Origin of the sequence: Pseudomonas sp. TWI929 (assembly GCF_039673335.1) — a bacterium.
In the GTDB taxonomy this organism is placed as follows: Bacteria; Pseudomonadota; Gammaproteobacteria; order Pseudomonadales; family Pseudomonadaceae; genus Aquipseudomonas.
In genome coordinates, this window is the sequence record NZ_JBDJLK010000050.1 from 23,190 (window position 1) to 39,994 (window position 16,805).

General features: G+C 62.4%; 11 protein-coding genes. 5 read left to right on the forward strand and 6 right to left on the reverse strand.

Annotated features, from left to right (window positions below; all coding sequences use genetic code 11):
• Window positions 1-225 precede the first annotated feature (225 nt).
• Entirely contained in the window at window positions 226-1,062 is an 837-nt protein-coding gene (gene rlmJ / locus ABE456_RS18845; protein ID WP_346645262.1) for a 23S rRNA (adenine(2030)-N(6))-methyltransferase RlmJ, read from the reverse strand.
• A gap of 187 nt (window positions 1,063-1,249) precedes the next feature.
• Window positions 1,250-2,728, reverse strand: coding sequence for a sodium/proline symporter PutP (gene putP / locus ABE456_RS18850; protein WP_346645263.1), 1,479 nt, complete (start codon window positions 2,726-2,728; stop codon window positions 1,250-1,252).
• Window positions 2,729-3,086: 358 nt separating this feature from the next.
• On the opposite strand from putP, the gene putA reads away from it, so the two are divergent.
• A complete protein-coding gene (gene putA, locus ABE456_RS18855) occupies window positions 3,087-7,040 on the forward strand; it encodes a trifunctional transcriptional regulator/proline dehydrogenase/L-glutamate gamma-semialdehyde dehydrogenase (protein WP_346645264.1) in 3,954 nt (1,317 codons plus the stop codon).
• 336 nt (window positions 7,041-7,376) lie between these two features.
• On the opposite strand, the gene ABE456_RS18860 is transcribed toward putA, so the two are convergent.
• Window positions 7,377-7,940, reverse strand: a complete 564-nt coding sequence (locus ABE456_RS18860) for a hypothetical protein (protein ID WP_346645265.1) — start codon at window positions 7,938-7,940, stop codon at window positions 7,377-7,379.
• A gap of 260 nt (window positions 7,941-8,200) precedes the next feature.
• Between ABE456_RS18860 and ABE456_RS18865 the strand changes: the two genes are divergently transcribed.
• The gene (locus ABE456_RS18865) at window positions 8,201-10,003 is read left to right on the forward strand and encodes an acyl-CoA dehydrogenase (RefSeq protein WP_346645266.1); all 1,803 of its coding nucleotides are present in this window, start codon (window positions 8,201-8,203) and stop codon (window positions 10,001-10,003) included.
• Here the strand turns inward: ABE456_RS18865 and ABE456_RS18870 are convergent.
• The 3 genes from ABE456_RS18870 to ABE456_RS18880 are packed head-to-tail and all read right to left on the reverse strand — an operon-like array spanning window position 10,000 to window position 12,896.
• Window positions 10,000-10,932: a DMT family transporter gene (locus ABE456_RS18870; protein ID WP_346645267.1), complete on the reverse strand. Its 933-nt coding sequence runs from the start codon at window positions 10,930-10,932 to the stop codon at window positions 10,000-10,002. The two genes, ABE456_RS18865 and ABE456_RS18870, sit on opposite strands and share 4 nt — an antisense overlap.
• Before the next feature lie 2 nt (window positions 10,933-10,934).
• Window positions 10,935-11,891, reverse strand: coding sequence for a 2OG-Fe(II) oxygenase (locus ABE456_RS18875; protein ID WP_346645268.1), 957 nt, complete (start codon window positions 11,889-11,891; stop codon window positions 10,935-10,937).
• Window positions 11,892-11,915: 24 nt separating this feature from the next.
• The gene (locus ABE456_RS18880; protein WP_346645269.1) at window positions 11,916-12,896 is read right to left on the reverse strand and encodes a hypothetical protein; all 981 of its coding nucleotides are present in this window, start codon (window positions 12,894-12,896) and stop codon (window positions 11,916-11,918) included.
• 125 nt (window positions 12,897-13,021) lie between these two features.
• Here ABE456_RS18880 and ABE456_RS18885 point away from each other — a divergent pair, with 125 nt between their 5' ends.
• The 3 genes from ABE456_RS18885 to ABE456_RS18895 all read left to right on the forward strand — a co-directional run bounded on the left by ABE456_RS18885 (window position 13,022) and on the right by ABE456_RS18895 (window position 16,749).
• Window positions 13,022-13,900, forward strand: a complete 879-nt coding sequence (locus ABE456_RS18885) for a LysR family transcriptional regulator (RefSeq protein WP_346645270.1) — start codon at window positions 13,022-13,024, stop codon at window positions 13,898-13,900.
• Window positions 13,901-13,987: 87 nt separating this feature from the next.
• Window positions 13,988-15,430 (forward strand): TldD/PmbA family protein, encoded by a 1,443-nt coding sequence (locus ABE456_RS18890; protein WP_346645271.1) that lies wholly within the window; start codon window positions 13,988-13,990, stop codon window positions 15,428-15,430.
• The gene (locus ABE456_RS18895; RefSeq protein WP_346645272.1) at window positions 15,430-16,749 is read left to right on the forward strand and encodes a TldD/PmbA family protein; all 1,320 of its coding nucleotides are present in this window, start codon (window positions 15,430-15,432) and stop codon (window positions 16,747-16,749) included. Before ABE456_RS18890 ends, ABE456_RS18895 begins: the two co-directional genes overlap by 1 nt.
• The last annotated feature ends 56 nt before the right edge of the window (window positions 16,750-16,805 follow it).

The window sequence follows — 16,805 nt, forward strand, 5'->3', positions numbered from 1 at the left end:
GCGCCAGCGGCCTATTGGGCGGGTGGCGACTAAAGGGCGGGATTATAACGCAAAGCGCAGTACGCGCATGCCTCTGCGAGGGCTGCGCCCTCGATCGCGACACAAGGCCGCTCCCACAGGGATAGCGCAACCCCTGTGGGAGCGGCCTTGCGTCGCGAAAGGGCCGCACAGCGGCCCCAGGATTTCAGCCACACCGCATGAGTTTCATGGATCCGCGCTGTTGGCTTACTCAGCGATCAGCCAGTCCATGCGGTAGCTGCCAGCGGTCTGCGCCAGCTCCTTGGCCAGCCATGGCAGCAGCTCTTTAAGCTCTTCTTCCAGCCCCCACGGCGGGTTGGCAATGGCCAGGCCCGACCCGTTGAGCCCTTGCGGGCTGTCCTGATGGTGCACATACAGCTCGACCCGCAGCAACTTCGGCGCACCGGTGCTGGTCAGGTCCTGGTAATAGCGGGTCAGCGAGCGCTGGTCCTTGATCGGGTACCAGATGGCCGCGACCGTCTGGCGCATGCGGCCAATCGCCTCTTTCATGGCAGTGGTACAGCGCTTGAGCTCATCAGCCTGCTCGAACGGTGGGTCGATCAGCATGATCGCACGCTTTTCCTGCACCGGCAGCAAGGCCCGCGGCACATGCCAGCCTTCGCCCAGGTGCACGGTCACGCGCGGGTCTTTTTTCATGTTTTCTTTAAGCAGCGGGCCGTCTTCCGGGTGCTTCTCGTTGAGCAGGGCACGGTCCTGCTGGCGCATCAGGCGGCGAGCCAGCTCGGGTGAACCTGGGTAGTAGCGCAACTCGCCATCGGCATTCAGGCGCTTGATGATGCGCAGGTAATCGTCAGCCATGGCCGGCAGGTCATCGCGGTTCCACAGGCGGGCAACGCCTTCCAGGTACTCGCCGGTGCGGCTTGCCTGGTCGCCCTGCAGGTCGTACAGGCCCAGGCCTGCGTGGGTATCGATGTAGGCAAACGGCTGCTCCTTGCGCGACATCAGGGCGATGAGGCGGGTCAGCACGATGTGTTTGAGGACGTCGGCGTGGTTGCCGGCGTGGAAGGCGTGACGATAGTTCATGGCAACTCCTGCGAAGGCGGCAAGTTTACCTTGCCTTGCAGGCGGAGTCAGGCCTGGCTGTCGATCGGCGACGGCTTCTTCGCGGGTTTGCCCGCTCCCACAGGGGGATCGCACTGGTTTCAGGTTCAGTGCAAATCCTGTGGGAGCGGGCAAGCCCGCGAAGCAGGCGCCGCCGACTCAACGGGTGTTACTTGTCAGCGTGATACGCCGCATCGGCAGTTTCGAAGCGCTTGACCATTGCCTGCGAAGGGCTGCCCAGCTTGCTCACCACAATGATGGCGATGCTGGCGAACAGGAAGCCCGGGATGATTTCGTACAGCCCGAGGGTGTCGAAGTTCTTCCACAGGATCACGGTCAGCGCACCCACCACGATACCGGCCAGCGCACCGTTACGGGTCATGCCCTTCCACAGCACCGAAATCAGCACCACCGGACCGAAGGCAGCACCGAAACCGGCCCAGGCGTAAGCCACCAGGCCCAGAACGCGGTTTTCCGGGTTGGCAGCCATGGCGATGGCAATCAGGGCCACGGCCAGTACCATCAGGCGGCCGACCCACACCAGCTCACGCTGCGAAGCGTTCTTGCGCAGGAAGGATTTGTAGAAGTCTTCGGTCAGGGCACTGGAGCACACCAGCAGCTGGCAGCTCAGGGTGCTCATCACCGCCGCCAGGATGGCCGAAAGCAGCACACCGGCGATCCACGGGTTGAACAGGATCTTCGCCAGCTCGATGAACACACGCTCGTGGTTCTCGGTAACCGGGCCGGCCAGGTCAGGGTTGGCCGAGAAGTAGGCGATACCGAAGAAGCCCACGGCACAGGTACCGGCCAGGCACAGGATCATCCAGGTCATGGAGATGCGGCGGGCGTTGGCGATCGACTTCACCGAGTCGGCCGCCATGAAGCGCGCCAGGATGTGCGGCTGGCCGAAGTAGCCCAGGCCCCAGCCCATCAGCGAGATGATGCCGATGAAGGTAGCACCCTTGAGCATGTCGAAGTTGGCTGGGTTTACTGCCTCGATGGCCGCGAAGGTGGTGTCGAAGCCGCCGGTGGAGATCAGCACGATCACTGGCGTCAGGATCAGCGCGAAGATCATCAGCGATGCCTGCACGGTATCGGTCCAGCTCACCGCCAGGAAACCACCGACGAAGGTGTAGGCAATGGTGGCTGCGGCGCCAGCCCACAGGGCGGTTTCGTACGGCATGCCGAAGGTGCTTTCGAACAGGCGGGCACCGGCAACGATGCCGGAGGCGCAGTAGATGGTGAAGAACACCAGGATGACGATCGCCGAGATGATACGCAGCAGGCCGCTATTGTCTTCGAAACGACTGGAGAAGTAGTCCGGCAGGGTCAGCGCGTCACCGTTGTGCTCGGTCTGCACGCGCAGGCGGCCGGCCACGAACAGCCAGTTCAGGTAGGCACCAACGGTCAGGCCGATGGCGATCCAGGCCTCGGACAGGCCCGAGAAGTAGATGGCGCCCGGCAGGCCCATCAGCAGCCAGCCACTCATGTCGGAGGCGCCGGCAGACAGCGCGGTAACCACGCTACCCAGGCTGCGACCGCCCAGAATGTAATCGGAAAGGTTGTTGGTGGAGCGATAGGCGGCGAAGCCGATCAGCACCATTGCCGCGATGTAGATCACGAAAGTGATCGTTAGTGGATTGCCCATGCGTGTGCCCTGGCGTTTGTTTTTATCTCATGCACAACCGCAGCGATGGCGGTTGCACCCAGGCGGCGAATGCTATGCAACAACGCAAAGCGGGTGCAACCATTTTTCATTTGCAAGTTGCACCTGACCGTGCATTTTTCGATAAAGCGGATTTTTTGCTCCTTTTTGGAGCATAAACGTCGTTTTTAAGACAAAAGCGCACCAAAAACGACCCTTTACCCGGCATGGAAATATTTGTCAGACGAGTTGCACCTCTTACCCGAAAAATTCGGGTTGCACCTGGTTGCACCCGAATTGTCCTACAGGATAATCTTGGCGTCAGCTTAGGCCACAACCGTGGCAATAACGAGGATAAGAAATGGCGACGACCACCCTTGGGGTCAAACTCGATGACCCGACCCGTGAGCGACTCAAGGCAGCAGCGCAGTCCATTGACCGCACGCCGCACTGGTTGATCAAGCAAGCGATCTTCAACTACCTGGAGAAGCTCGAGGGTGGTGCCACCCTGACCGAACTCAACGGTCATGCCAGCAGCCTGGCCGACGATGCTGGTGAAGTCCAAGCCGACCACAGCCACCAGTGCTTCCTCGAGTTCGCCGAGAGCATCCTGCCGCAGTCGGTACTGCGCTCGGCGATCACCGCCGCCTACCGCCGCCCCGAGCAGGAAGTGGTGCCGATGCTGCTGGAGCAGGCCCGCCTGAGCGCGCCGCTGGCCGAGGCCACCAACAAGCTGGCCGCTGGCATCGCCGAAAAACTGCGCAACCAGAAGAGCGCTGGCGGCCGTGCCGGCATCGTCCAGGGCCTGCTGCAGGAATTCTCGCTGTCGTCGCAGGAAGGCGTGGCACTGATGTGTCTGGCCGAAGCCCTGCTGCGTATCCCCGACAAGGGCACCCGTGACGCGCTGATCCGCGACAAGATCAGTACCGGCAACTGGCAGCCGCACCTGGGCAACAGCCCGTCGCTGTTCGTCAACGCCGCCACCTGGGGCCTGCTGCTGACCGGCAAGCTGGTCAGCACCCACAATGAATCCGGCCTCACCTCCTCGCTCACCCGCATTATCGGCAAGAGCGGCGAGCCGATGATCCGCAAGGGCGTCGACATGGCCATGCGCCTGATGGGCGAGCAGTTCGTTACCGGCGAAACCATCGCCGAAGCCCTGGCCAACGCCAGCCGCTTCGAGGCCAAGGGCTTCCGCTATTCCTACGACATGCTCGGTGAGGCTGCTCTGACTGAACATGATGCACAGAAGTATCTGGCGTCCTACGAGCAGGCCATCCACTCGATCGGCAAGGCCTCGCATGGCCGCGGCATCTATGAAGGCCCGGGCATCTCGATCAAGCTGTCGGCGCTGCACCCACGCTACAGCCGCGCCCAGTACGAGCGCGTGATGGAAGAGCTGTACCCGCGCCTGCTGTCGCTGACCCTGCTGGCCAAGCAGTACGACATCGGCCTGAACATCGACGCCGAAGAAGCCGACCGCCTGGAGCTGTCGCTCGACCTGCTCGAGCGCCTGTGCTTCGAGCCTTCGCTGGCGGGCTGGAACGGTATCGGCTTCGTTATCCAGGCCTACCAGAAGCGCTGCCCGTACGTGATCGACTACGTCATCGACCTGGCCAAGCGCAGCCGCCACCGCCTGATGATCCGCCTGGTGAAAGGCGCCTATTGGGACAGCGAGATCAAGCGCGCCCAGGTCGAAGGCCTGGAAGGCTACCCGGTGTACACCCGCAAGGTGTACACCGACGTGTCCTACGTTGCCTGCGCCCGCAAGCTGTTGGCCGTACCGGAAGCCATCTACCCACAGTTTGCCACCCACAACGCCCACACCCTGTCGGCCATCTACCACATTGCCGGGCAGAACTATTACCCGGGCCAGTACGAGTTCCAGTGCCTGCACGGCATGGGCGAACCGCTGTACGAACAAGTGGTTGGCAAAATTGCCGATGGCAAGTTGAACCGTCCGTGCCGCGTCTATGCACCAGTCGGCACCCACGAAACGCTGCTGGCCTACCTGGTGCGTCGCCTGCTGGAAAACGGTGCCAACACCTCGTTCGTCAACCGCATCGCCGACCACTCGATCTCCATCCAGGAACTGGTTGCCGACCCGGTCGCCAGCATTGAGCGCATGGGCACCCAGGAAGGCAGCATCGGCCTGCCGCACCCGCGCATTCCGCTGCCGCGTGACCTGTATGGCAACGAGCGAGCCAACTCGGCCGGCATCGACATGGCCAACGAACACCGCCTGGCGTCGCTGTCCTGCGCCATGCTGGCCACCGCTCACAACGACTGGAAGGCCGTCCCGCTGCTGGCCTGCGCTGCCAGCGAAAGCGCTGCCGCGCCGGTTCTGAACCCGGCGGACCACCGCGACGTGGTCGGCCATGTGCAGGAAGCCACTGTCGCCGACGTCGACAACGCCATCCAGTGCGCGCTGAATGCCGCACCGATCTGGCAGGCCACCCCGCCAGCGGAACGTGCCGCCATTCTGGAACGCACCGCCGACCTGATGGAGGCCGAGATCCAGCCGCTGATGGGCCTGCTGATCCGTGAAGCCGGCAAGACCTTCGCCAACGCCATCGCCGAAGTGCGCGAAGCCGTGGACTTCCTGCGCTACTACGCGGTGCAGGCACGCAACGACTTCAGCAACGACGCCCACCGCCCGCTGGGCCCGGTGGTGTGCATCAGCCCGTGGAACTTCCCGCTGGCGATCTTCTCCGGCCAGGTGGCCGCCGCCCTGGCTGCCGGTAACCCGGTGCTGGCCAAGCCTGCCGAACAAACCCCGCTGATCGCCGCCCAGGCCGTGCGCCTGCTGCTGGAAGCCGGCATTCCGGAAGGCGTGCTGCAACTGCTGCCAGGCCGCGGCGAAACCGTCGGTGCCGGCCTGGTCGGTGACGAGCGCGTCAAAGGTGTGATGTTCACCGGTTCCACCGAAGTGGCCCGCCTGCTGCAGCGCAACGTCGCCGGCCGCCTGGACAACCAGGGCCGCCCGATCCCGCTGATCGCCGAAACCGGCGGCCAGAACGCGATGATCGTCGACTCTTCGGCACTCACCGAGCAGGTGGTTATCGATGTGGTGTCGTCGGCCTTCGACAGTGCCGGCCAGCGTTGCTCGGCCCTGCGCGTGCTGTGCCTGCAGGAAGACTCCGCCGACCGCGTAATCGAAATGCTCAAGGGTGCTATGGCCGAAAGCCGCCTGGGCTGCCCGGACCGCCTGGCCGTGGACATTGGCCCGGTGATCGACGCCGAAGCCAAGGCTGGCATCGAGAAGCACATCCAGGGCATGCGTGAAAAAGGCCGTTCGGTTTATCAGGTCGCCATCGCCGATGCTGCCGAGATCAAGCGCGGCACCTTCGTCATGCCGACCCTGATCGAACTGGACAGCTTCGACGAGCTGAAGCGTGAAATCTTCGGCCCGGTGCTGCACGTGGTGCGCTACAACCGCCGCAACCTCGACCAGCTGATCGAGCAGATCAACAACTCTGGCTACGGCCTGACCCTCGGCGTGCATACCCGCATCGACGAGACCATCGCCAAGGTGGTGGAAACCGCAAACGCCGGCAACATGTACGTCAACCGCAACATCGTTGGTGCAGTGGTGGGCGTGCAGCCATTCGGTGGTGAAGGCCTGTCCGGCACCGGCCCGAAAGCCGGTGGCCCGCTGTACCTGTACCGCCTACTGTCGACCCGCCCGGCCGACGCGATTGGCCGCCACTTCCAGCAGCAGGACGGCGAAGGCAAGCCGGACCGTACCCTGCACGAACAGCTGATCAAGCCGCTGCACGGTCTGAAGGCCTGGGCCGAGAGCAACCAGCTGGCCGACCTGGCCGCGCTGTGCAACCAGTTCGCCAGCCAGTCGCAGAGCGGCATCGCCCGCCTGTTGCCAGGCCCGACCGGCGAGCGCAACAGCTACACCATTCTGCCGCGCGAGCACGTGCTGTGCCTGGCCGACAACGAAGCCGACCTGCTGGCGCAGTTTGCCGCAGTATTGGCGGTCGGCAGCTCGGCGGTATGGGCTGACGGCGAGCCGGGCAAGGGCCTGCGCAATCGCCTGCCGCGTGAGCTGCAGGCCAAGGTCAAGCTGGTGGCAGACTGGAACAAGGATGAAGTGGCGTTCGACGCCGTGATCCACCATGGCGACTCGGACCAGCTGCGCGGCGTTTGCCAGCAGGTGGCCAAGCGTGCCGGGGCGATCGTGGGTGTGCACGGGCTGTCCAGCGGGGATCATCAGATTGCGCTGGAGCGACTGGTGATCGAGCGCGCGGTGAGTGTGAACACTGCAGCGGCGGGGGGTAATGCCAGCTTGATGACCATTGGCTGAGGCTGAGGGTTGTTGAAGAAAAGGGAGAGCTTTGGCTCTCCTTTTTTTATGGGTGTTCGTCTTGAGATTGAGGGTTGGGCTGACAGGTGCTCGCCACGGCAGTTTCAGCGCCTGTGAGATCGAGCGCCGCCCAGGCGCATCGCGACGCAAGGCCGCTCCCACATTTGTTGCAACGTGGCCATGCCTGTGAGGCCATGGTTGTCATGCCTGGCGCATGACTAAAGGCAGGTGGTGCGACAACAGCGCCAACGCGGCGATACCGTCAGGCCAACAAGGCGGGCAACCATGGCCTGGCATGGTTTGGCAGGTTGCAACAAATGTAGGAGCGAAATCCGCTCAAACCATGGATGAAACTGCGATCAAAGCAAACAGCTGTGCTGCTGTAAGCGAGACACCCAGCAACATCCATATCCAATTGGCCAACGTGAAACGGCTGTTGGCCACCCCTGCTTCATCACCCGCGCTAAAGTTGGTGCCTTTTTGCATGGGTACCATAACGATCAGCCAAGCGGCATGAAACACCACCCCCGCAAAAAAGGCCTCCCACGGTTGGCTCTCCAGAACAACGCTGGCAACCACCCAGGCAACACCCATACCGTAATAGCCCAGCGTGAGCCCCAGGATGGACCATGGATAGCTTCGACCTGAGTCGCGAATATGGTCATTCGCCCTTCTCAATATTGGATAGATGAAGAACACGGCAAAAGCGCTTCGCCAGAATGGGCTGACCTTCTCACCCGTTCTCGCTCTATGCAGCTTCCAGCTTTGATAAAAGCAATACAGCCAGTACCAGCCCAGGGTGAAGAAGGTCATTACGCCAAACTTCATGGGCGAGACTATGAAGAAGGGCACTTGATTGCCGCCGGCATCTGTCAAGTCATTGTTATGGACATCACTCATCTGAAACGCTTCCTTGTGAACACCAAAGCGCCCATTCAAGACCAAATGGCACTTGCTCCGCAGTAGTCCAACTCCGTTCTGGATTGTGGGAAACGTCTTCATTTTTTCTGCGCCTGTGCGGGCCCTTTCGCGGGTTCACCCGCGAACGGGCCCGCACAGGTATCCCACCCCTTCTCAATCCATATCACCCAAACCTATTAACCTCCCCTCATCCTGCCCGCCCCCCTACACTCGCAGCATCCCGCCTCAGGACCGCCCCCATGCCCGAGACCCTGCTCAGCCCCCGCAACCTCGCCTTCGAACTCTACGAAGTCCTCGACGCCGAAGCCCTCACCCAGCGCCCGCGCTTCGCCGAGCACAGCCGCGAAACCTTCGACGCCGCCCTGGCCACTGCACGCACTATCGCGGAAAGGTTCTTCGCCCCGCACAACCGCAAGGCCGATGAAAACGAGCCGCGCTACGTCGACGGCCGCGCCGAACTGATCCCCGAGGTGAAGCCCGCCGTCGACGCCTTCCTCGAAGCCGGTTTCCTCAACGCCAACCGCGATTTCGAAGTGGGTGGCATGCAGCTGCCCAGCCTGGTCTCGCAAGCCTGCTTCGCCCACTTCCAGGCCGCCAACGCCGGCACCACGGCCTACCCATTCCTGACCATGGGCGCGGCCAACCTGATCGAGAGCTTCGGCACTGAAGAGCAGAAGCGCCTGTTCCTGCAGCCGATGATTGAGGGCCGCTACTTCGGCACCATGGCCCTGACCGAGCCCCACGCCGGCTCTTCGCTGACCGATATCCGCACCCGCGCCGAACCTGCAGGCGATGGCAGCTACCGGCTCAAGGGCAACAAGATCTTCATCTCCGGCGGCGACCACGAGCTGTCGGAAAACATCGTGCACATGGTGCTAGCCAAACTGCCGGACGCACCACCCGGGGTGAAGGGCATTTCGCTGTTCATCGTACCCAAGTACCACGTCAACCCGGACGGCAGCCGTGGCCTGCGCAACGATGTGCTGCTGGCCGGGCTGTTCCACAAGATGGGCTGGCGCGGCACCACGTCGACCGCGCTCAACTTCGGCGACAACGGCCAGTGCGTCGGCTACCTGGTCGGCCAGCCGCACCAAGGCCTGGCCTGCATGTTCCAGATGATGAACGAGGCGCGTATCGGCGTCGGCATGGGCGCGGTAATGCTCGGTTACGCCGGCTACCTGTATTCGCTGGAATACGCCCGCCAGCGCCCGCAGGGCCGGTTGCCGGACAACAAAGACCCGCACAGCCCGGCGGTGCCGATCATCGAACACACCGATGTGAAACGCATGCTGCTGACACAGAAAGCCTATGTCGAAGGCGCCTTCGACCTCGGCCTGTACGCCGCACGCCTGTTCGACGACACCCAGACCGCCAACGACGAAAACACCCGCAAACAGGCGCAGGAGCTGCTCGACCTGCTGACCCCAATCGTCAAGTCCTGGCCCTCGGCGTTCTGCCTCAAGGCCAACGAACTGGCGATCCAGATCCTCGGCGGCCACGGCTATACCCGCGAATACCCGGTGGAGCAGTACTACCGCGACAACCGCCTGAACCCGATCCACGAGGGCACCGAGGGCATCCAGTCGCTCGACCTGCTCGGCCGCAAGCTGGCGCAGAACAATGGCGCCGGCCTCAAGCAACTGATCCGCCTGATCGCCGCCACCGGCGAGCGTGCCAGCCATCACCCCAACCTTGACCCGCTACGCCAGCCGCTGGAGCAACTGGTCAACCGCCTGCAAGGTGTAACACTGGCCCTGCTCGGTGACCTGGCCCAAGGCAAAGTCGCTGGCGCCCTGGCCAACTCGGCCCTGTACCTCAAGGCCTTCGGCCACTGTGTAATTGGCTGGCGTTGGCTGGAACAGGCAGTTCACGCCGAGCTTGGCCTGCTCAAGGGCAGCCCTGCCGACCGCGACTTCTACCTAGGCAAGCTGCAAGCCGCACGTTATTTCCTGACCTGGGAAATACCGGGCTGCCATAACGAGCTGGCATTGCTCGAGGCGCGCGACAACACGTGCCTGGCCATGCAGGACGAGTGGTTCTAAGGCGCACTACCGTGTTCCACACTCGCCACCCGCCTCGATCTGCGCGGGTTGCGAGTGATGGCTATGCCTGCCGCAACCACCGCAATACCCACATAAGTTGTCCAATGAATTGCGTCCCCGAACATCAACGCGGCCCACAACAACGTGACCGGCGGTTCCAGGTAGACCAGTGCTGAAACGCGGGTTGCCGAGAGCCTGGTCAAGAGTATCCACAGGCTCAAGTAGGCAATGAAGGTCGAGAACAACGTCAGCCATGCAACGGCCGTCCACACCTGCGTACTGGCAGGGACTTCGATCAAGCCAAACGGTAAGCCTGTAGCGGTGAGCAGTAACAACGTTGCAGTCGATTGCAGGAACAACGGCATCAGCAGCCCGTCCTTGCTGTGGCCCGTTGCCATGACCGATTGCCGCCGCTGATAGAGCGTGGCGATGGACAGCGTGATCGCGGCGATCAGCGGCAGGGCGTACAGCCAAGGGTCAAGGCGGGTCGTAGACAGGTTGTACTCACCGAGGATAACCATGCTGACACCGGCAAACCCGATCCCAAGCCCCAACCACTCCTGCAGGCCACTGCGCTCTTGCTGGTCCTTGCTGCTCATCGATGCCGTGATCAGCGGTTGCAGCGCGCAAATGATGGCAGCAATCCCCGCCGGCAGCCCACCGCGAATGGCGATGTAAACGCTGACCAGATACGCAAACTGGGCGAGGAACCCAATCACCGCGTTGTAGCGGATCTGCGCCCATGTCAGCGCACGCAACCGGTGCCAGACAAAGGGCAGCAGGCAGGCGCAGACCAGCAGGAATCGCCAGAACAACAGGTTTATCGCACCTGCGTCCTCCGTACCCATGCGGGCACCAATAAAGCCCGAACTCCAGGACAAGACAAAGATGGCTTGAAGCAGGATCAGGTAAAGCGCACTGCTTGGCATGATCAAGCCTTCGTGTGACGCAATTCCTCGAACGTAATCGGCGCGATGCCTATTCGTGCAAATTGCCGAGTAGCCGAGCGCTGCAAAGCCCACCGCAACTTCAACCAGTTGGGGATAGTGGCGGGTATTCCGTCGTCGGAGGCCAGGTGCCAGAAACGGTTGGAATCATCGGTGAAGTAAGGGCAATGGAATGACAACACAAGTGACATGCGCCGCCCGCTGAGCACCGGGCGAACACCGTGGAACAATCGGCTGCCGTAGATGAACAGGGCATCGCCAGGATCGGCGAGCTGCGCGGTCTCGAAGGTCCGGTAATCCAGGGCATCAAAGCTGTCGACAGTACCGTTGTGGAATAGGAACTCGCCGCCGCTGTAGTCGGAGGCGCCCGAGAGCACGATGTTCAGCACATAGTTGGTGCCATCCGTGTGCCACATGCCCAATTGCTGCTGTTGCTCGGCAGGCTTGGGGTAGAAGTAATTGATCTGCGAGCGGGCATTGAGCATCGGGTAAGGCACAAGCGGTACGCCGGCAACACGCGAGACAGCGAGAAGAAATGAGCGACTGCACATCATGTCGTTAATGAACGACGACAGCGCCGTCACACCCCGCGTGCGCCGGGAAATGATCCAGTCACTGTCACCCGCGCGTTCTTCCAGACGTGTGCAGATGCCTTGCAAAACCGCGACACCTTCCGGCGTTAGCAGCCGATGGACAACCGCTGCGCCGGTGATGCTGTCCACTGCGATATTTGCGTGCGGGCTCTGGCCATACCCAAGCTCACCCAGTGTCCGGGTGTCGCTGATGGTGGGCCCATGCTGGCAGAGGAAATCATCCCGCCAAACGCTCTGCTCGGTCAGGCACATTGGTGCAGGCCGCGGTGTGCGTTTCAAGGTTGACTTGAGCGCCAGCTTCACGCGCCCAATGCCGCGCTCGAACAAGGGTAAGGTGTCTAGGTTCATGATGTGTCTGTCCCTGTGTGGCCCCTACTGAAGGTACTTCGCGATCTGATAGCGCACCGAGCCGTCACCGCTGGCAAATTCGTCGACCACACTGCAGTTGCAATGGCGAACTCGAATGCGACGAAACTGTTCGGGCGTGTATTTGAGGCAGATGTTGGTCAGCAGGTACCCATGCTCGTGCAAGCGCTGCACCGGCTGCAGGGTCACGGCCACATGGATCGACTCATCCAGAATACGAAGAGGCACAAGAATGGCTTCGTGCTCACCCGAGGGTATGAAGCCTTGTTGCAGTGCAACCATGTGCGAGAACTGAAGCATGTTGCGGTTGGCATAAAATGCAAGAATGGCGCCTTCCAGGCCCTGCTCATACACCTGCATTTCAGAAAGTATGTAAGTGGCGTCTCCTGCCAGGTTGCGTATCAGCCTGCCCGTACTTACCGGCAGCTCATTGCCCTCCTGGAACCCCAGCAAAGTGATCAGGGTGAGCTCCTGGTCGTGACGCAAGGCATCGTGTGTCACGGTGCGATAGTCGGCAGCAATGTAATTGAAGCTGCCATCAGCCTGCACGATGGGGCGCAATGCATCGCTCATTGCGGGTTCTGACGTCTGGTTGATATCGATGGCGGTGTAACGGATGGAGCTGGACGTCTCGGCCATTCGTTTGAGCAAGCAGGTACTTTTGACCGGCTCCGGGCCCAGTTCGACGTAATGCACGCTGCGCCCGCTGCCCAGCATCGCCAGACGCTCGGCAACATTGCCGATGACGCTCTTGAGCGCGCCCTGCCCTTGCGTGTCGGCACACAACCCGTCTTCACCCAGGCCTTGCTCATTCAGGGCGCGCATAAGCAGAAATATTTCGTGATTGAATCGATGCTCACTTTCAGGCCCTGAATCAGGCTGAAGCAGCGTCGAATACTTCTCATGATTCTCGACAGTCCAAAGCCTTGCGTGCTGGTAGGTCGGGGTGTGTACGAGGGCATCTACAACGAAGTCGTTCAGGCTCATCCGTATCATTCCATTGCATTTTCGAGGGGCAACCGTGCTGTAACCACAAGGTAAGAGGGGCTATAAAGCCTGTACAGTTGATTAAATCGAAGCGCTGCTTCGATCCAACCAAATCAGGTGGTTACATGGGCAAAGGCCTCGACATAAACGTACTGCGGACCTTCCAGGCAGTAGCCCGGCTTGGCCGCTTCAAGGATGCAGCCGACTACGTCCACCGCAGCCCTTCGGCAGTGACCACGCAAATCCAGAAGCTGGAGGAAAAGGTCGGCCAACAATTGTTCGCCCGCAGCAACCAGTCGGTGGAACTGACCCCGGCAGGCCGGCACTTGCTGGGTGAAGCCACCCGTTTTCTGATGGCCCATGACCGGCTGCTGGCGACGCTGTCGCCGCAGCAGATCACCGGCAAGGTGCGCCTGGGCGTACCCGATGGCTACGCCGCCAACCTGATGAGCGACTTTTTGCCGGTGTTTGTCGCCAGCAATCCGAAACTGGAGCTGGAAGCCGTGGCATGCTCCAGCGCAGAACTCATCGACCTGTTTGCGCGCCAGCGGCTGGACCTGGCAGTGGCAGTCAGCAGTGACCACTGGCAGCAAGGCGAGTGGCTGCGCTCGACCCAGCCACGTTGGGCCGCTGCTCCTGAGTTTGCATACGATGCCAGCCGCCCATTGCCGCTGGCACTGCAACTGAAGGGCTGCCCGTACCGGGAAGCGGCCTTGCAGGCCTTGAAGGCTCACGGCATTGCCTACCGTATTCTGCTGGAAAGCGCCAACTGGCATGCAGTGCTGGCGTGCATGCGCAGCGGCCTGGCAGTGGGTATCGTCGAAGGGCTGGAAAGCGGCGATACATCGCTGGCATTCGTGGAAGGGTTGGGCTTGCCCGCCTTCGCCGAACACCACCTTTACCTGCTGACGGACACCTCTCACCATGTCGCATTGCAACTGAACGGGATGTTGAAGGCCGCCATTCAGAAAGATGGCCTGTCGACGCCGCGCGTTATTTCCTGACCTGGGAAGTACCAGGCTGCCATAATGAGCGGGCATTGCAGGACGAGTGGTTCTAGGGGGAGCCACCGTGTACACGGAGGCTTCCACATGTTTGATTCCAGCGCCCTGCTGCGCCAGCGCTTTGCCGCGCTGCGCAGTACGGCCGAGTTGTTTTCCCTGCGCCATGTGAAACAGTCGCACCAGGCGCTGTCGGTTCGCCGCAATGTGGCCGAGCCACCCTTCTTCAGCCAGGACGAGGGCGCCATGCTCACCGTGCGGGTCAATGGCGTTGAGGCCTACGCGGCCACCGCCGACCTGTCCCAGAGGGGTCTGCAACGCGCCTTGGAGCAAGCCGAGGCACTGGCCCGGCAAATTGCCCGGCACAGCCTGCTGGACCTGCTCGAGCAACCGGTGACCAGCGCCCGCCACGACCACATCTCGCCCAACTTTGACCAGCCCGTGCCCAGCCTTGCCGATTGCCTTGGCCTGCTCGCCGCCGAATCGGCCAGCGTGCCCAAGGACAGCCGCCTGGTGGACTGGCAGGCCAGCCTGGGCTTGACCCTGGTCGAGCAAACCTACCTGAACTCGGCCGGCGCCGAACTGCGCCATGCCCAGCGTTTCCTGTTCCCGGGCCTGGGTGTGACCGCCAGCGACGGCCAGGACAGCCAGAGCCGCAGCCTGGGCCGCGACAACTTCGGCCAGCAGGGCGGTTTCGAAATCATCGAGCGCTGTGGCCTGGTCGGCGCCGCGCGCCAGGTGGCTGACGAAGCGCTGCAGTTACTGCTGGCACCGAACACCCCCAGCGGACCACGCGACCTGCTGCTGATGCCCGACCAGATGATGCTGCAGATCCATGAGTCGATCGGCCACCCGCTGGAGATGGACCGCATTCTCGGCGACGAGCGCAACTACGCCGGCACCAGCTTCGTCAAAGCCAGCGACTTCGGCCACCTGCAATACGGCTCCAGCCTGCTGAACGTGACCTTCGACCCGACCATCGGTGAAGAACTGGCCAGCTACAGCTTCGATGACGACGGCAGCGCCGCCAGCAAGCAGTTCCTGATCCGCGACGGCCTGCTGCAGCGCCCACTGGGCGGCGCACTGTCACAATTCCGCTCGGGCCTGGATGGCGTGGCCAACAGCCGTGCCTGCGGCTGGAACCGTGCACCGATCGACCGCATGGCCAACCTCAACATCGAGCCGGGTGACCAATCCCTCGATCAGCTGATCGGGGGCATCGAGCACGGCATCCTGATGCGTACCAACCGCTCCTGGTCCATCGACGATGCGCGCAACAAGTTCCAGTTCGGCTGTGAATGGGGCCAGCTGATCGAGAACGGCCAGCTCAAGGGCATCGTCAAGAACCCCAACTACCGTGGCATCTCCGCGCAGTTCTGGCGCAACCTGGTGGCGGTCGGCGACCGCAGCACCTTCCAGGTACTGGGCACACCCAACTGCGGCAAGGGCGAACCCAACCAGGTGGTGCGCGTGGGGCACGCTTCGCCAGCCTGTGTGTTCCGCCAGATCGACGTATTCGGAGGAGACGCCTGATGCAACACGCATTCGAAGCCCTGGTCGGGGATGTGCGGGCCGCCCTGCAAGCAGGCGAGCAGTTCACCCTCGGCTACAGCGCCGAACAGTCGCAGTTCGTGCGTTTCAACCACGCCAAGGTGCGCCAGGCTGGCGAAGTGAGCCAGGCCAGCGCGCAACTGCGGCTGATCCGTGATGGCCGCCAGGCAGAGCAGCAGGTGACCTTGAGTGGCGACTCGCAGCTGGATCGCCAGCGCCTGGCCGATGCACTGGCGCAATTGCGCCAGACCCTGCCGCTGCTGGCCGTCGACCCTTACCTGCGCCTGGACGAAAGCGCCTGGCAGAGCCACAGCCAGCAGGAACAACCACTGCCCGAACTGAGCGAAGTGCTGGCCCTGCTCGACCGCGAAGCCGGCGACCTGGACCTGGTCGGCATCTACGCCGCCGGCCCGATCTGCCGGGGCTTCGCCAGCTCGTTCGGGGCCTTCGGCTGGCACCAGGCCAACAGCTTCAATTTCGACTGGAGCCTGTTCCACGAAAACGGCGAGGCGGTGAAGGCCAACTACGCCGGCCAACTGTGGAGCGCCGACGACTTTACTGCACGCTTGCGCCAGGCACGCGAACAGCTGGGCTTCCTCGGCCTGCCTGCTGTTACCCTCAAGCCCGGCAGCTACCGCGCCTACCTGGCGCCAGCGGCGGTGGACGAAATCGCCGGCATGCTGTGCTGGGGCGGGTTTTCCGCGCAGGCTTTGGCCACTGGCAACAGCGCCTTGCAACGCCTGTATAACGGTGATGCGCGGCTGAGCCCGCTAGTGAATTTCACCGAGCAGGTCAGCGGCTCGTTGAGCCCGGCGTTTTCCGATGAAGGCTCGCCGCGCCTGGATGTGCCGTTGATCCAGCACGGCGAGGCCCTGCAACGGCTGATCAGTGCGCGCAGTGCGGCCGAATTCGAACTGCTGGCCAATGGTGCCGACAGCTACGAGTCGCCATGTGCACTCAGCCTGGCACCCGGCAGCTTGGCCAACGAGCAGATCCTTGCGCGGCTTGGCACCGGGCTGTACATCAGCAACCTGTGGTACCTGAACTACTCTGACCTGCCAGCGGCGCGCATGACCGGGCTGACCCGCTTCGCCACCTTCTGGGTGGACAACGGGCAGATCCAGGGGCCGGTGAGCACCATGCGCTTCGATGACAGCCTGTACAGCTTGCTGGGTAGCCAGCTGGAAGACCTGACCCGGGCGCGCGAGATGATTCTGTCGACCAGTACCTATGGACAGCGCAGTACCGGGTCGAGTCATTTGCCGGGGGCGCTGGTCAAAGGCCTGACCCTGACATTGTAATTGGCAGTACCGGCCTCTTCGCGGCTAAAGCCGCTCCCACAGGGGGTATGCGATCC

Bases quoted from the DNA above. Each gene is read 5' to 3' on its own strand.
- rlmJ (WP_346645262.1), bottom strand. From the start codon at position 1,062: ATGAACTATCGTCACGCCTTCCACGCCGGCAACCACGCCGACGTCCTC.
- putP (WP_346645263.1), bottom strand. From the start codon at position 2,728: ATGGGCAATCCACTAACGATCACTTTCGTGATCTACATCGCGGCAATG.
- putA (WP_346645264.1), top strand. From the start codon at position 3,087: ATGGCGACGACCACCCTTGGGGTCAAACTCGATGACCCGACCCGTGAG.
- ABE456_RS18860 (WP_346645265.1), bottom strand. From the start codon at position 7,940: ATGAGTGATGTCCATAACAATGACTTGACAGATGCCGGCGGCAATCAA.
- ABE456_RS18865 (WP_346645266.1), top strand. From the start codon at position 8,201: ATGCCCGAGACCCTGCTCAGCCCCCGCAACCTCGCCTTCGAACTCTAC.
- ABE456_RS18870 (WP_346645267.1), bottom strand. From the start codon at position 10,932: ATGCCAAGCAGTGCGCTTTACCTGATCCTGCTTCAAGCCATCTTTGTC.
- ABE456_RS18875 (WP_346645268.1), bottom strand. From the start codon at position 11,891: ATGAACCTAGACACCTTACCCTTGTTCGAGCGCGGCATTGGGCGCGTG.
- ABE456_RS18880 (WP_346645269.1), bottom strand. From the start codon at position 12,896: ATGAGCCTGAACGACTTCGTTGTAGATGCCCTCGTACACACCCCGACC.
- ABE456_RS18885 (WP_346645270.1), top strand. From the start codon at position 13,022: ATGGGCAAAGGCCTCGACATAAACGTACTGCGGACCTTCCAGGCAGTA.
- ABE456_RS18890 (WP_346645271.1), top strand. From the start codon at position 13,988: ATGTTTGATTCCAGCGCCCTGCTGCGCCAGCGCTTTGCCGCGCTGCGC.
- ABE456_RS18895 (WP_346645272.1), top strand. From the start codon at position 15,430: ATGCAACACGCATTCGAAGCCCTGGTCGGGGATGTGCGGGCCGCCCTG.